16 protein-coding genes are annotated in these 13,568 nt (G+C 67.5%); 8 read left to right on the top strand and 8 right to left on the bottom strand.

The annotated features are described in order from the left end of the window. Positions 1–28: 28 nt before the first annotated feature. The 4 genes from AC5I49_RS08570 to AC5I49_RS08585 all read left to right on the top strand — a co-directional run bounded on the left by AC5I49_RS08570 (position 29) and on the right by AC5I49_RS08585 (position 3,358). Positions 29–889 (top strand): LysR substrate-binding domain-containing protein, encoded by an 861-nt coding sequence (locus AC5I49_RS08570; protein WP_016448662.1) that lies wholly within the window; start codon positions 29–31, stop codon positions 887–889. A 140-nt stretch (positions 890–1,029) separates the two neighbouring features. Next, positions 1,030–1,356: a DUF3649 domain-containing protein gene (locus AC5I49_RS08575; protein ID WP_495789185.1), complete on the top strand. Its 327-nt coding sequence runs from the start codon at positions 1,030–1,032 to the stop codon at positions 1,354–1,356. After that, positions 1,353–3,080 (top strand): PepSY-associated TM helix domain-containing protein, encoded by a 1,728-nt coding sequence (locus AC5I49_RS08580; RefSeq protein WP_495789186.1) that lies wholly within the window; start codon positions 1,353–1,355, stop codon positions 3,078–3,080. Before AC5I49_RS08575 ends, AC5I49_RS08580 begins: the two co-directional genes overlap by 4 nt. After that, positions 3,077–3,358, top strand: a complete 282-nt coding sequence (locus tag AC5I49_RS08585) for a DUF3325 domain-containing protein (RefSeq protein ID WP_495789187.1) — start codon at positions 3,077–3,079, stop codon at positions 3,356–3,358. The genes AC5I49_RS08580 and AC5I49_RS08585 overlap by 4 nt, the downstream gene beginning before the upstream one ends. A 17-nt stretch (positions 3,359–3,375) precedes the next feature. Here the strand turns inward: AC5I49_RS08585 and AC5I49_RS08590 are convergent, their stop codons facing one another. Next, positions 3,376–4,167, bottom strand: coding sequence for an SDR family NAD(P)-dependent oxidoreductase (locus AC5I49_RS08590; protein ID WP_495789188.1), 792 nt, complete (start codon positions 4,165–4,167; stop codon positions 3,376–3,378). 93 nt (positions 4,168–4,260) lie between these two features. Between AC5I49_RS08590 and AC5I49_RS08595 the strand changes: the two genes are divergently transcribed. From AC5I49_RS08595 to AC5I49_RS08610, 4 genes are all read left to right on the top strand, one after another. Further along, positions 4,261–5,196, top strand: coding sequence for a LysR family transcriptional regulator (locus AC5I49_RS08595; protein ID WP_495789189.1), 936 nt, complete (start codon positions 4,261–4,263; stop codon positions 5,194–5,196). Between the two features lie 261 nt (positions 5,197–5,457). Then, the gene (locus AC5I49_RS08600) at positions 5,458–6,231 is read left to right on the top strand and encodes a ferredoxin--NADP reductase (RefSeq protein WP_016448667.1); all 774 of its coding nucleotides are present in this window, start codon (positions 5,458–5,460) and stop codon (positions 6,229–6,231) included. A 44-nt stretch (positions 6,232–6,275) separates the two neighbouring features. Then, positions 6,276–7,082 (top strand): IclR family transcriptional regulator, encoded by an 807-nt coding sequence (locus tag AC5I49_RS08605; RefSeq protein WP_016448668.1) that lies wholly within the window; start codon positions 6,276–6,278, stop codon positions 7,080–7,082. A 145-nt stretch (positions 7,083–7,227) separates the two neighbouring features. Then, entirely contained in the window at positions 7,228–8,001 is a 774-nt protein-coding gene (locus AC5I49_RS08610; protein WP_016448669.1) for an SDR family oxidoreductase, read from the top strand. A 92-nt stretch (positions 8,002–8,093) separates the two neighbouring features. Here AC5I49_RS08610 and AC5I49_RS08615 read toward each other — a convergent pair whose 3' ends face one another. The 7 genes from AC5I49_RS08615 to AC5I49_RS08645 form a co-directional block, all read right to left on the bottom strand. After that, the gene (locus AC5I49_RS08615; RefSeq protein WP_013800141.1) at positions 8,094–8,393 is read right to left on the bottom strand and encodes a HigA family addiction module antitoxin; all 300 of its coding nucleotides are present in this window, start codon (positions 8,391–8,393) and stop codon (positions 8,094–8,096) included. A 42-nt stretch (positions 8,394–8,435) separates the two neighbouring features. After that, positions 8,436–8,717 carry a type II toxin-antitoxin system RelE/ParE family toxin gene (locus AC5I49_RS08620; protein WP_209801422.1) on the bottom strand — a complete coding sequence of 94 codons (282 nt, stop codon included), beginning with the start codon at positions 8,715–8,717 and terminating at the stop codon, positions 8,436–8,438. Positions 8,718–8,846: 129 nt separating this feature from the next. Beyond that, the gene (locus AC5I49_RS08625) at positions 8,847–10,022 is read right to left on the bottom strand and encodes an ABC transporter substrate-binding protein (RefSeq protein WP_013800139.1); all 1,176 of its coding nucleotides are present in this window, start codon (positions 10,020–10,022) and stop codon (positions 8,847–8,849) included. A 55-nt stretch (positions 10,023–10,077) separates the two neighbouring features. Next, complete coding sequence (locus AC5I49_RS08630) at positions 10,078–10,785, bottom strand: ABC transporter ATP-binding protein (protein WP_043823207.1); 708 nt, start codon at positions 10,783–10,785, stop codon at positions 10,078–10,080. After that, positions 10,772–11,536 carry an ABC transporter ATP-binding protein gene (locus tag AC5I49_RS08635; protein ID WP_016452146.1) on the bottom strand — a complete coding sequence of 255 codons (765 nt, stop codon included), beginning with the start codon at positions 11,534–11,536 and terminating at the stop codon, positions 10,772–10,774. Before AC5I49_RS08635 ends, AC5I49_RS08630 begins: the two co-directional genes overlap by 14 nt. Next, entirely contained in the window at positions 11,523–12,497 is a 975-nt protein-coding gene (locus AC5I49_RS08640; RefSeq protein ID WP_047474980.1) for a branched-chain amino acid ABC transporter permease, read from the bottom strand. The genes AC5I49_RS08635 and AC5I49_RS08640 overlap by 14 nt, the downstream gene beginning before the upstream one ends. After that, positions 12,498–13,361, bottom strand: a complete 864-nt coding sequence (locus AC5I49_RS08645; protein ID WP_016448674.1) for a branched-chain amino acid ABC transporter permease — start codon at positions 13,359–13,361, stop codon at positions 12,498–12,500. Positions 13,362–13,568: the final 207 nt, after the last annotated feature.

Consider the following 13,568-nt stretch of genomic DNA (forward strand, 5'->3'; position numbering starts at 1 on the left):
TCAACAAATACTTCAATAAAATTGAAGTATGGAGACGCTTGACCTGGACCTGCTGCGCACCCTGGCCGCCATTGCCAGCCACGACAGCTTTGCCGCCGCCGCCGTGCAGATGGGCCGCACGCAATCGGCCATCACCCAGCAGATGCAGCGGCTGGAGGAGAAGATCGGCCACGCGCTGTTCGAGAAGCAGGGCCGGCAAAAACGCCTCACCGACCACGGCCAGCGCCTGCTGGGCTATGCGCGCCACATGCTGGCCATCCACGACGAGGCGCTGCGCAACCTGCAGCACCGCCAGGTGCAGGGCCTGGTGCGCATTGGCGCACCGCACGACGCGGCCGACAACATGCTGCCGCCCGTGCTGCAGGAGATCGCGCTGAACTTTCCGGGCATGCAGATCGACATCCATGTGGGGCGCAGCCCGTTCCTGATGGAGTCGCTCAAGCAGGGCGAGCTGGACCTGGCCATCTCCAACCGCGAGGACGAAGGCTTCGAGGGCTTTGCCCTGCGCTCCACACCCACGGTGTGGCTGTGCGGCGCGGGCTATGCCCATGACCCGGGCAAGCCCGTGCCCCTGGTCATGGCCGACGGGCCCAGCATCTTCCGCCGCCTGGGCTGCGACGCGCTGGATGCGGCCGGCATCGCCTGGACACCGCGCCACACCTGCACCAGCCTGGTCGGCATACGCGCAGCGCTGCGCGCCGGCCTGGGCGTGACGGCGCGCGGCGTGGAGCAACTCGACCCGGGCCTGCGCGTGCTGGGCGCGGGCGACGGCATGCCGCCGCTGCCGGACCTGGTCTACCGCCTGTACATCCGCAGCCATGTGATCAGCCCCGTCACGCGCCAGATCTTCGAGAACCTGCAGGCACGCATGCGGCTGCCGGCCGGCTGAGGGACAGCGTTGGGGAGGCGGAGGGACGGCAGGCGTGCAGCTTGCCAGCGTTGCTTGTAATGGGACTTATTCTCAAATAACATCCGCGCCACCGCCGCCTCCTCTGCCGGTGTTTTTCGAGCCTTTCCAGGCACTGCGCCATGCCATCTCCCACTCTTGCCCGCACCCATGACTGGTTCCGTGACTGGTTCCGTGACTACGGGCCGCTGATCTCCCGCATCCTCGCCGCGATTTTTGGCGGCTACGCCGTGGCGGCGCTGGCCAGCGTGGCCGTTATGGCCCTGCCCGCAGACCGCACGCAGGCGGCGATCTCGGGCACCTTGCTGAGCTTTGCCGTCTACGCGGGCGCGGTGATCTGGGTGTTTGCCGTGCGCAGCGCCACGCGCGCCTGGGCCGGCCTGCTGGTCGCCGCCCTGGTGCTGGCGCCTGCCGCGTGGTGGACCTGGGGCAAGGGGCTGGGCGCATGAACACGAGCACCACGAACACCCCGGACACCACGAACACGGCCGGCAAGTCTGCCAAGCCCGGGAAAGCCGCCAAGGCGCCCGGCATCCGCCAGACCATGTCCGACCTGCACACCTGGGTCGGCCTGCTGCTGGGCTGGTTCCTCTACGCCATGTTCCTCACGGGCACGGTGAGCTATTTCAGGAACGAGATCACGCAGTGGATGCAGCCCGAGCAGCCGCACCAGAGCCAGGCGAGCGAGCCCGCGCTCGTGGCCCAGCGGATCGGCGACGCCATGGCGCATGTGGCGCCGCAAAGCCCGCAATGGCTGATCAACCTGCCCGATGCGCGCAGCACGGTGGCCACGGTGTTCTGGAGCCCGCCGCAGACCGAAAAGGGCACCAGGCGCCGCTTCGAGAACGGCCGCTTCGACCCGGCCACCGGCACGCGCCTCGAAGGCCCGGTGCGCGAGACGCGCGGCGGCGAGTTCTTCTACCGCTTCCACTTCCAGTTCCACTACATGCCCGTGCTCTGGGGCCGCTATCTGGCGGGGCTGTGCGCCATGTTCATGCTGGTGGCCATCGTCAGCGGGGTGATCACGCACAAGAAGATCTTTGCCGACTTCTTCACCTTCCGCTGGGGCAAGGGCCAGCGCTCCTGGCTGGACGCGCACAACGCGCTGTCCGTGCTGGGCCTGCCCTTTCACCTGATGATCACGTACACCGGCCTGGTGACGCTGGCCCTGATGTACATGCCCTGGGCCAGCCTGGCCACCACCATGACGCCCGAGCAGCGCGTGGTGGCAGGCCAGCAGCTCAGCGCCTTCGTTCCGGCTGGCAAGCCCTCGGGGCAGGCCGCGCCCCTGGCACCGCTGGCCGACATGGTGCGCCAGGCCGAGCAGCGCTGGGGCGCGGGCCAGGTGGAGCGCCTGAACGTCAACCTGCCCGGCGATGCCAAGGCCAGCGTGGTCGTGGTGCGCGGCGACAACGGCCGCGTCTCCATCAGCCCGCAGTTCATGACGTTCGACGGCGTCAGCGGCCAGCTGCTGCAGGCCCAGGACAGCGTGGGCACCGCCGCCGAGACGCGCGGCGTGCTCTATGCGCTGCACATGGGCCGCTTCGGCGACCTGCCCACGCGCTGGCTGTACTTCATCGTCAGCCTTGCGGGCACGGCCATGGTGGGAACAGGACTGGTGCTGTGGAACGTGAAGCGGCGCAGCAAGCTGCCCGACCCGGAAAGGCCGCATTTCGGCTTCCGGCTCGTGGAACGGCTGAACATCGCCACCATCGCCGGCCTGTCCATCGGCATGGCCGGCATGCTCTGGGCCAACCGCCTGCTGCCGGTGGAGATGGCGCAGCGCGCCGAGTGGGAGGTGCATGCCATGTTCATCGCCTGGGGGGCCACCCTGTTCTGGGCGATGGGCCGGCCCGCCAGGCGGGCCTGGATCGAGTTGCTGTGGGCCGGCGCCGCCGTTCTGGCCCTGCTGCCCGTGGTCAACGCGCTGACCACGGATCGCGGCCTCTTGGCCAGCCTGCGCGCGGGCGACTGGGTATTCGCGGGCATGGACCTCATGCTGCTGGCCCTGGCCGCACTGCATGCCCATCTGGCCCTGCGCACCCAGCGCCACCAGCCCAAGGCCAAACCGGTGCGCGCCGCCCGGCCCGCGCCCAAGTCAGCCACCACTACAGCAGCCGCCACGGCAGTGGCCGCCACAGCAGCGGCCGCCGCAGCGGAGACCAGCGCATGAGCATGGCCCATCTGTTCTGTCAGCTGCTGGCCCTGGGCGCCTTCGCCTGCCTGGCCCTGGCCATGGACCGCCACCAGAGCGACCTGTTCGGCAAGGAACTTCCATCTGCCCACACACGGCGCCTGCGCGCGGCCGGCGGGGTGCTGCTGGCGCTGTCGCTGTGGGCGGCGCTGCAGGTGGAGCCCTGGTCGCTGGGGCTGGTGGCCTGGTTCGGCCACATCAGCGCAGCCGCCGCCATCGTGCTGCTGTCCATGGTGGCGCGCGAGCGCCTGCGCTGACGCCCCTCCTGGCGCCTTCAGAGAAACATGCCGCCCGAGGCCTCGATGCGCTGACCCTGCACCCAGCCCATGCCGGGCTGCAGCAGGGCGGCCATCACGGGGCCGATGTCGTCGGGCTGGCCCACGCGGCCCAGCGCCGTCTGGCTGGCCAGGGCGGCGCCCATCTGCGCATCGTCGCGCACACGGCCGCCGCCAAAATCCGTGGCAATCGCCCCCGGCGCCACCGTGTTGACGCGAATGCCGCGCGCCCCCAGCTCGCGCGCCAGGTAGCGCGTCAGCACCTCCACGCCGCCCTTCATGGCCGCATAGGCCGCATAACCGGGCTGGGTGAAGCGCGTGAGCCCGCTGGACAGGTGGATGATGCTGCCGCCGTCGCGCAGCAGGGGCAGCAGGTGCTGGCTCAGGAAGAACGGCGCCTTCAGGTGGATGGCGACCAATTCATCGAACTGCGCCTCGGTGGTAGCCGCGAAGGGTGCATTGATGCCGATGCCGGCGTTGTGCACCAGCGCATCGAGGCGGTCGGCCTGCCAGGTCTCGGCCAGGACCCTGCGCACGCGGGCCGCAAAGTCCGCAAAGCCCGCGCTGCGCGCCACGTCCAGCTGCAGGGCGGCGGCCCGCCCGCCCAGCGCCTCGATGGCGGCCACGGCGGCCTGGGCCTGGTCGGCACGCTCGCGGTAGGTCAGCACCACGTCCAGGCCCTGGCGCGCCAGGTGCTCGGCCGTATTGCGGCCCAGGCCGCGGCTGCCGCCCGTGACGAGGACGATGCGGCGGGCGGCAGGGGAAGAAGCGGTCGAAGGAGAAGCTGTCATGGCGGACCTCGTTAGGTGGTTTGCAATGACAGCGACTGTATTGAAGGTCTATTTTTGGATAAATTGGCTGTTTCTGATTTATTTGTTCGTCCCATGCAAACAATCAAGCTTCTGGAGCAGATGCAGATCTTCAGCCGCGTGGCCGAGATGGCCAGCTTCACGCGTGCGGCCGACAGCATGGGTTTGCCCAAGGCCAGCGTCTCCCAGGCCGTGCAGCAGCTGGAGGCGCGGCTGGGCACGCGGCTGCTGCACCGGACCACGCGGCGCGTGCAGCTCACCCAGGACGGCCAGGCCTGCTACGAACGCTGCCAGGACCTGCTGGCCGACGTGGACGAATTCCAGGGCCAGTTCCAGCAGGCCGGCGACGCACCGCTGCAAGGCAAGGTGCGGCTGGACATGACCACCGGCCTGGCGCGCCATGTGGTCATGCCCTTGCTGCCGCAACTGCTGCAAAGCCATCCTGCGCTGGAGCTGGAACTGAGCTGCACCGAGCGTCGCGTGGACCTGGTGCGCGAAGGCTTTGATTGCGTGCTGCGCCTGGGCCCCGTGGACGAGCCCGGGCTGGTCGCCCGCCCGCTGGGCCTGGTGGCGCTGGCCACCTGCGCCAGCCCCGGCTATGTCCAGGCCCACGGGCTGCCCGCCACGCTGCAGGATCTGGGAGGTCACCGGCTGGTGCACTACCAGCGCACGCTGGGCGCGCGGCCGCTGGGCTTCGATTACGAAGAGGACGGCCAGGCACTCAGCCTGCCCATGGCGGGCGCGCTCACCGTGAACAACGCCGAGGCCTATCTCTCGGCCTGCCAGGCCGGCCTGGGCCTGATCCAGGTCCCGCGCCTGGCCGTGCAGCCGCTGCTGGACGCAGGGGAACTAGTCGAGGTGCTGCCCCGCCATCCGCCCCCGCCCATGCCCTTGCACCTGGTCTATGCCCACCGCCGCCAATTGCCACGCCGCGTGCGCGTGCTCATGGACTGGCTGGCACAGGCCATACAGCCCTGGACACTCGACGCTGGCCTGCCCGAAAAGCAATAGGCGATGGCCCGCTGGACTCGGCCAGCGTCATTTTGCTTATCACTAATCCGTATCAAGACAAAGGTTCGCGCCTGCCCCTTTTGACGCCATTTACCGGACAATAGCGACCTTGCCCCGGTCACCGGCCGCCACGAAGCAGCGGCAACGCGCACACCGCGCCTGCCCCCTGCGCTTCCCGCCACCGCGTGCCTGCATGGCACTGACCTCTCATTGCAACGTCCCGGCGGGCACTGTCCGCCCCGAATTCACCGTATTGCCAACATGAGTGCTTTTCTTGAAGAACGCGTGCTGTCCGTCCACCACTGGACCGACCGCCTTTTCTCCTTCACCACCACCCGTGACACTGCGCTGCGCTTTTCCAACGGCCATTTCACGATGATCGGCCTGAAGGTCGACGGCAAGAACCTGCTGCGCGCCTACTCCATTGCCAGCCCCAATTACGAGGAGCACCTGGAGTTCCTGTCCATCAAGGTGCCCGACGGCCCGCTGACCTCGCGCCTGCAGAACATCAAGGTGGGCGACACCATCATCGTCGGCAAGAAGCCCACGGGCACGCTGCTGATCGACTACCTGCTGCCCGGCAAGAACCTGTACCTGATCGGCACCGGCACGGGCCTGGCCCCCTGGCTGGCCGTGGCGCGCGACCCCGAGACCTACGAGCGCTACGAGAAGGTGGTCGTGGTGCACGGCGTGCGCCATGCCAACGAGCTGGCCTACCAGGAGCTGTTCGAGAAGGAACTGCCCGAGCACGAGTTCCTCGGCGAGATCGTCAAGGACAAGCTCATCTACTACCCCACGGTGACGCGCGAGCCCTTCCGCAACCAGGGCCGCATCTCCAACCAGATCACGGCCGGAACCTTCCCGCAGAACATCGGCCTGCCCGAGCTCAACCCCGAGACCGACCGCGTCATGCTGTGCGGCAGCCCCGCCATGCTGAACGAACTCAAGGAGCTGCTGGAGCACCGCGGCTTCAAGGAAGGCAACACCACCACGCCCGGCGACTTCGTGGTCGAGCGCGCCTTCGTCGAGAAGTAAAGCCCACGACACCCCGTGGCGGGGCGGCTGCCGATAATCGGCGCATGCCGCCCTCCTCCCTTCCTTCAGCCCCGCCAGGCGACGAAGACCGCAACTTCATCGTCGCACTGGCGCGCGGGCTGGACGTGCTGTCGTGCTTTCGCTCCGGTGAGAAGCTGCTGGGCAACCAGGACATCGCCAGGCGCTGCGGACTGCCCAAGTCCACGGTCTCGCGCCTGACGCACACGCTGACCACGCTGGGTTACCTCATCCATGTGCCCGAAGAGGGCAAATACCGCCTGGGCACGGCCACGCTGGCGCTGGGCAGCGCCATGCTCTCGCGCCTGGACGTGCGCCAGATCGCGCGCCCGCTGATGCGCAAGCTGGCGGCCGCCACCGATGCCGAGGTGGCCCTGGCCACGCGCGACCGGCACAACATGGTCTACATCGAGCACTGCCCCAGCGCGCGCTTCATGCACCGCGACCTGGACATGGGCTCGCGCATTCCCCTGGCCACCACGGCCGTGGGCCGTGCCTGGCTGGCCGCCAGCCCCGCGTCCGAGCGCCAGCGCGCGCTGGACTATCTGCAGTCTCACGCGCCCGAGCAATGGGCCGCCGCACAGGCCCAGTTGCCGCTGTGGCCGGAGGCAGGCAACCAGCCCCAGCCCTGGCTGTCGCGCTCGTTCGGCGACTGGCAGCCCGAGGTCAACGCCATCGCCCTGGCCTTCTCGCCGGGGCGCGGCCTGCCGCTGATGGCCGTCAGCCTGGGCGGGCCCTCGCGCTTCGTCACGGCCGACGCACTGCGCCAGGACGGCGTGCCCGCGCTGCAGCGCATGGTGCGGCGGCTGCAGCAGGACATCGACAGGGCCTGAACGCCTGTCCCGCAGGTGCCCGCGCGGTACCGCTCAGCACGGCGCAGCACGGCAAAGTAGCCAAGACGACAGCGTGCACGGTGCCGGCGCCCTAGCATGCAGGTGTTGCTCAACCACCAGAAACCCAAGCCAGGAGACATACAGCATGAGCGTGAAAGCATTGTTCGACCTCACGGGCAAGACCGCCCTGATCACCGGAGGCTCGCGCGGCCTGGGCCTGCAGATGGCCGAGGCGCTGGGCGAGATGGGCGCCCGGCTCGCCATCACGGCGCGCAAGTCCGACGAGCTGGCCGAAGCCAAGGCCCACCTGCAGGGCCTGGGCTACCAGGTCGAGACCTTCACCAACGACCTGCAGAAGTTCGACACCATCCCCGCCCTGGTCGAGGACGTGCTGGCGCGCTGCGGCGACATCGACATCCTCGTCAACAACGCGGGCGCCACCTGGGGCGCCAAGGCCGAGGAATACCCGGACGAGGCCTGGAACAAGGTCATGAACCTCAACGTCTCCGCGCCCTTCTTCCTCACCCGCGAAGTGGCCAGGCGCGTGATGATCCCCAAGGGCCGGGGCAACGTGATCATCACGGCCTCGGTCGCCGCCTTCAAGGGCACGCCGCCCGGCATGAACACCGTGGCCTACAACACCTCCAAGGCGGCCGCCGTGCACCTGGCGCGCACCCTGGCCTCGGAGTGGGGCCACTACGGCATCCGCGTCAACTCCATCTGCCCGGGCTTTTTCCCCAGCAAGCTGGCCAACGGCCTCATCGACAAGCTCGGCGACCAGCTCATCGCCCGCGCCCCGCTGCGACGCATCGGCGGCGAGGAGGACCTCAAGGGCGCCGTGGTCTACCTGGCGTCCGATGCATCGCGGCACATGACGGGGCAGGCGTTGGTGCTGGATGGTGGAGCGAGCTTGTTGTAAACAACGCAGCCCTGCAATGAGAAAGGCCCCTGTACCGCGGTGCAGGGGCCTTTCTTACGTGAGCCGCTGCGCAGCGACTCAGCATGTCTTCTTCAAGCCTGCAGAGCAAAGGGCTCGATGGACTCCAGGTCGTCGCCTATGGCCTCGCGCGCGATATCGGCGTCGTACTGGCTTTGCAGATTCATCCAGAACTCCACGGACGTGCCAAAGAAGCGCGCCAGGCGCAGCGCCGTATCCGCCGTGATGGAGCGGCCGTTCTTGACGATGGCCGCGATGCGTGTCTGCGGGACATGGATGGCCTGGGCCAGGCGGTATTGCGTCAGGCCCATGGGCTCCAGGAATTCAGTGGCCAGGATTTCGCCTGGCGTGGGGAGGTTCAAAGGTTTGTTCATGGTCAGCACTCCTGCGCCAGATCCAGGATCAACGCTTTCGCTTCAGTGGTAATCGACGATCTCCAGCTCACTCGGGCCTTCATGGGTCCACACAAAGCACACGCGCCACTGGTCATTGATGCGGATGCTGTGCTGCCCCTTGCGATATCCGTGCAGCGCCTCCAGCCGGTTTCCGGGCGGGACCCTCAAGTCCTGAAGCACATGAGCGGCATGCAGCATCCGAAGCTTGCGCAGCGCAACCACTTCAATGCTGCTCCACCGACGCACCCGCCTCTGCTGGAACAGTTGCTCGGTGTCGGGGCACTTGAATGACTGGATCGTCATGGAAGCAAATAATAACGTGCCGCGTCAGTAACGTCAAACGCAAGTACCGGACAACTGAGTCCACAAGAAAGCGCCTGGGCCAGATCAAGCTGGCACCAGGCGCTTTCGGTCGAAAAACTGAGCGGCGCTCTACTTGTTCGCCACCGTCATCACCGCCTCGATCTTGCCATCGCGCACAGCGGCGCCGCGCTCCGTGGTCAACGTGCCGCCACGCTCATCCACGCCCTTGACGCCGCCGGGGTTCACGTCGGGGCGCAGGGATTTGTAGGCTTCGTCCAGCTTGGCGTGGATGGCCTTGGTGTCCGAGGCCGAGCCGGCCAGCTGCATGGCCTTGACGGTGGCGTGCACGGCCGTGTAGTTCCACTGCGCCTCCGAGCCGGGGATGCGGCCCGGGTAGACCTTGCCGAAGCGTTCGACGAAGGCCTTGTTCTCGGGCTTGGTGTCCTCGGAGACGGGCATGACGCCGATGGCGCCTTCCAGCGGCGCATAGCCGCCGACCACGCGGGCCATTTCGTCGAGCTTGGCCTGGTCCATGACCACGAAGCCGCCCTTGAAGCCCAGCTCGCGAGCCTGCTTGACGACCAGGGCCGTGGGCTCGGAGGCTCCGCCCACAAAGAGCACGTCGGGCTTCTCGGCCAGGGCCTTGCTCACGCCGCTGTAGAAATCGGTGGCGCGGTTGTAGCTCATGGCGTTCTCGGCCACCACGGTGCCGCCCAGCTTTTCCCAGCCGGGCTTGAAGGCGGCGACCCAGGCCTTGGCGTAGTCGTGGTCGGCGCCCACCAGGGCCACCTTCTTGCCGAAGCGGCCCATCACGTACTTGGAGAACGGGTCGATATACGAGGTGAACTCGGGCGGGATGCGCAGGGTCAGCTTGTTGCCCCGGTTGGTGATCTGCGGCACCGAGCTGTAGGCCAGCACGATGAAGTTGCTGCGCTCGTTGGTGGTCTGCAGCGCGAAGATGCCGCCCGAATGCGGCACCAGGATGGCCGCCGTCTTGTGCTGCTGCACCAGGCGCTGGGCGTTGATCGCGGTCTCGGACGGGTTGTACTTGTCGTCCAGCGGAACGATCTCGATCTTGACCTTCTTGCCACCGATCTCGGGCGCTGCGGCATTGATCTCGGAGACGGCCATCTGCATGCCGTCGAGCACGTTCTTGCCGTACTGGGCAGCGCCGCCCGACAGCGGGCCGGAGTAGCCGATCTTGACGACTTCCTGGGCCAGCGCAGGGCCGGCGGCGGCCACGGCGGCGCAGGCCAGGGCCAGCGTGCCCACCCTGCGGCGGGTCAATGGTGCGAATGCTGTCATGTCTGTCTCCTTGGATCGTTGGTGGTGGTGGCTTGGGTAGAGGCAAGAGGCGGCGTCATGCACCGATGTAGGCTTTTCGGATGGAGTCGTCAGCCAGCAGCTCGGCCGGCTTGCCCTCGCGCACGATGCGGCCGCTTTCCATCACATAGGCGCGGTGCGCGATCTTCAGCGCCGCATAGGCGTTCTGCTCGGCCAGCAGCACGGTGGTGCCGGCCGCGTTGATGCGCTGTATGGCCTCGAACATCTGCTTGATGACCAGGGGCGCCAGGCCCAGCGAGGGCTCGTCCAGCAGCAGGGCCTGGGGCCGGCCCATCATGGCGCGGCCGATGGCCACCATCTGCTGCTGGCCGCCCGACAGCGAGCCGGCCGGGTCATGCTGCTTCTCGCGCAGGATGGGAAACAGCTCCATCACCTCCTGCAGCGTCTTCTGGCTGGGACCGGGGTCGCGGCGGTGCACGTAGGCGCCCAGCTGCAGGTTGCGCAGCACCGACATCTGGGGGAACAGCTTGCGCCCTTCGGGGCACTGAACCACGCCGGACTGCACGATGGCCGAGGGCTTGCTGCCAGCCAGCTCCTTGCCATTCCAGACGATGGAGCCGCCCGCGGCCTTGTGGATGCCGCTGGCCGTGAGGAACAGCGAACTCTTGCCTGCGCCGTTGGCGCCCAGCAGCACCACCAGCTCGCCCCGGTCGGCATGCAGGCTGACCCCGTCCAGCGCCAGGAAGCTGCCGTAGCGCAGCGACACGTTCTCAAACTTCAGCATGCTCGCTCCCCAGGTAGGCATCGATGACGGCGGGGTTGCGGCGTATTTCCTCGGGCGTGCCCTCGGCGATCTTCTCGCCGTAGCTGAGCACCAGGATCTTGTCGGCCAGGCTCATGATCATGCCCATCTTGTGCTCGATCAGCGCCACCGTGATGCCGTGGCGCACCAGCTTGCGGATCAGCTCGGCCAGGCCCTCGGTCTCCTCGGGGTTGACGCCGCCGGCGGGCTCGTCGAGCAGCATCAGCTTGGGGTCGGTGGCCAGGGCCAGCGCGAAGGCCACGCGCTTGCGCTCCTCCTGCGTGATGTCGCCCGCGATGCGGCCGGCCACATGCGACAGGCCCACGAAGTCCAGCGCGTCGCGCGCCTTTTCGCGGCACACGCGCTCTTCCTCGCGCAGGCGGCTGGAGCCGCGCAGCACATCCCATAGCCCTGAGCGCGTGCGCAGCCGGTGGCCCACGATAAGGTTGTCCAACACCGTGGCGCGGTCGAACAGCGCCGTGGTCTGGAAGGTGCGCGCCACGCCCAGTTTCGCCACCTGGTCGGTGCGCAGCGAGGTCACGTCCTGGCCATTGAAGGTGATGGTGCCCGAGGTGGGCTTGTGCACGCAGCTGATCAGGTTGAAGAACGTGGTCTTGCCGGCGCCGTTGGGGCCGATGATGGCGTTGATGCGGCCTTCCTCGATCACGGTGCTGACATCGCTCACGGCGGCCAGTCCGCCGAACCGCTTGGTCAGGTGGTCAATCTTGAGCATGCGGCTTGCCCTCCTTGGCATTGCGGCGCGCGCGCCAGGCGGTGACGCTGCCCACCACGCCGTAGGGCATGAAGATCACCAGCATCACGAGAATGGGGCCGAAGACGATGAAGCGGTACTCCTGCAGGAACTGCAGGTACTGCGTGATCCAGGGCATGCCGATGGCGCCCAGCAGCGGGCCCAGCACCGTGCCCATGCCGCCGACCATGGCGAAGATCATCATGTCGAAGGTGTGGTGCACGCCCGCCATGTCCGGCCCGATGAAGCGCACGAAGCCCGCATACAGGCCGCCCGCCACGCCCGCGTAGACCACGCTCAGCATGAAGGCCAGCACCTTGTTGCGCATGAGGTTGATGCCCAGGGCCTCGGCCAGCTCGTCGCTGTTGCGGATGGCCACGAAGGTGCGGCCCAGCAGCGACCGGACGATGCGCCGCATCACCCAGACCGAGGCCACGAGGAAGGCCAGCACCAGGTAGTACAGCGCCAGCGGCGACTCGAAGCTCAGCGCGCCCAGGGCCTCGGGCGCGGGGATGCCCATGATGCCCACCGTGCCGTGGGTCAGGCCCTCCCACTTCTCGATGACGAGGAACATGATGTAGCCCACGCACAGCGTGAAGATGGAGAAGTAGTGGCCCTTGAGCCGCAGCGAGACGATGCCGATCAGGTAGCCCAGCACCGCGCACACCACGCCCGACATCACCAGCCCGCCCCAGAACGGCCAGCCATGGTCCACCGTGAGGATGCCCACGGTATAGGCGCCCGCGGCCATGAAGCCCGCATGCGCCAGATTGAGCTGGCCCGTGTAGCCCGTGATCAGGTTCAGGCCCAGCGTGGCGATGGCGAAGATGTAGGCCGTGCTCATCACCGTGAGGTGGTAGTCGTTGCCCGCCAGCCAGGGAAAGGCGATGCCGGCGGCCAGCAGCAGGCCCCAGGCGATGCGGGAGTCGATGAATCCGTTCATTCAATGACTCCTCTTGGCGAACAGGCCCTGAGGGCGCAGCGACAGGATCACCACCAGCAGCACGAAGGCGATGATGTCCTTGTAGTCGGTGGAGATGTAGTAGGCGCCGAAGCTCTCGGCGAAGCCGATGATCAGCCCGCCCAGCACGGCGCCCGGGATGCTGCCCATGCCGCCCAGGATGATGATCACGAAGGCCTTGGTGATGACCAGGTGACCCATGGCCGGATAGACCAGGTTGATGGGCGCATACAGCGTGGCCGCCACGGCCGCGAGCACGCCTGAGATGGCAAAGGTCAGCATGGATACGCGGTTGGCGTCGATGCCCACCATCGATGCGCCCTCGCGGTTCTGGGCCATGGCGATGATGGTCGAGCCCGTGGTGGTGCGCGTCAGGAACAGGTGCAGCGCCACCATCAGCGCAAAGGCCGCGACTATGATCAGCAGGCGCTGCGCAGGCGCCGTGATTCCGCCCATCTCCACGATGGAGGTATAGGGCGTGGGCATGCGCTGGAAGTCCGCGCCCCACAGCGCCTGGGCTCCGGCCTCCAGGAACAGCAGCAGCCCGATGGAGGCGATCTTGGGATGCAGGGGCGAGGCCTTGCGCAGCGGATGGAAGATCAGCCGCTCGCTGACGATGCCCAGCACCGCCACCGCCACCGCCGCCACCAGCATGGCCGCCCAGTAGCCCCAGCTCCAGGCCACCATGGCCTGGAAGGCCACGAAGGCGCCGATCATGTAGAAGCCCCCGTGCGCGAAGTTGGGCACGTGCAGGATGCCGTAGACCAGGGTCAGGCCCAGGGCCACGAGGCCATAGATGCCGCCCAGGGTCAGTCCATTGAGCACTTGCTGCAGGAAGACGTCCATCACCGCCTCCCGCCTGCCGCCGCCGGTGGCCGCCACCGGACCAGGGTCTGTTCTCGCATTGCCTTGCCTCCTTGTTTGCTGTGAACCAGCTTAGGAGGCGGTGCCGTGCACCATCAACCCGAAGATTCCGCACAGCGGAATTCACCTGGGAAACCCCGAGGCGCAAACCGCTGCGGCAGTAACCTAGATGACAGGCGCAGGCCGGCA

This window comes from Delftia sp. (genome assembly GCF_059499305.1).

What these genes read in the sequence shown, in the direction of transcription:
- AC5I49_RS08605 (WP_016448668.1), top strand. Translation starts at nt 6,276, where the DNA reads ATGCCGCCCTCCTCCCTTCCTTCAGCCCCGCCAGGCGACGAAGACCGC.
- AC5I49_RS08615 (WP_013800141.1), bottom strand. Translation starts at nt 8,393, where the DNA reads ATGAACAAACCTTTGAACCTCCCCACGCCAGGCGAAATCCTGGCCACT.
- AC5I49_RS08590 (WP_495789188.1), bottom strand. Translation starts at nt 4,167, where the DNA reads ATGACAGCTTCTCCTTCGACCGCTTCTTCCCCTGCCGCCCGCCGCATC.
- AC5I49_RS08570 (WP_016448662.1), top strand. Translation starts at nt 29, where the DNA reads ATGGAGACGCTTGACCTGGACCTGCTGCGCACCCTGGCCGCCATTGCC.
- AC5I49_RS08610 (WP_016448669.1), top strand. Translation starts at nt 7,228, where the DNA reads ATGAGCGTGAAAGCATTGTTCGACCTCACGGGCAAGACCGCCCTGATC.
- AC5I49_RS08640 (WP_047474980.1), bottom strand. Translation starts at nt 12,497, where the DNA reads ATGAACGGATTCATCGACTCCCGCATCGCCTGGGGCCTGCTGCTGGCC.
- AC5I49_RS08580 (WP_495789186.1), top strand. Translation starts at nt 1,353, where the DNA reads ATGAACACGAGCACCACGAACACCCCGGACACCACGAACACGGCCGGC.
- AC5I49_RS08625 (WP_013800139.1), bottom strand. Translation starts at nt 10,022, where the DNA reads ATGACAGCATTCGCACCATTGACCCGCCGCAGGGTGGGCACGCTGGCC.
- AC5I49_RS08620 (WP_209801422.1), bottom strand. Translation starts at nt 8,717, where the DNA reads ATGACGATCCAGTCATTCAAGTGCCCCGACACCGAGCAACTGTTCCAG.
- AC5I49_RS08645 (WP_016448674.1), bottom strand. Translation starts at nt 13,361, where the DNA reads ATGGACGTCTTCCTGCAGCAAGTGCTCAATGGACTGACCCTGGGCGGC.
- AC5I49_RS08575 (WP_495789185.1), top strand. Translation starts at nt 1,030, where the DNA reads ATGCCATCTCCCACTCTTGCCCGCACCCATGACTGGTTCCGTGACTGG.
- AC5I49_RS08595 (WP_495789189.1), top strand. Translation starts at nt 4,261, where the DNA reads ATGCAAACAATCAAGCTTCTGGAGCAGATGCAGATCTTCAGCCGCGTG.
- AC5I49_RS08630 (WP_043823207.1), bottom strand. Translation starts at nt 10,785, where the DNA reads ATGCTGAAGTTTGAGAACGTGTCGCTGCGCTACGGCAGCTTCCTGGCG.
- AC5I49_RS08635 (WP_016452146.1), bottom strand. Translation starts at nt 11,536, where the DNA reads ATGCTCAAGATTGACCACCTGACCAAGCGGTTCGGCGGACTGGCCGCC.
- AC5I49_RS08600 (WP_016448667.1), top strand. Translation starts at nt 5,458, where the DNA reads ATGAGTGCTTTTCTTGAAGAACGCGTGCTGTCCGTCCACCACTGGACC.
- AC5I49_RS08585 (WP_495789187.1), top strand. Translation starts at nt 3,077, where the DNA reads ATGAGCATGGCCCATCTGTTCTGTCAGCTGCTGGCCCTGGGCGCCTTC.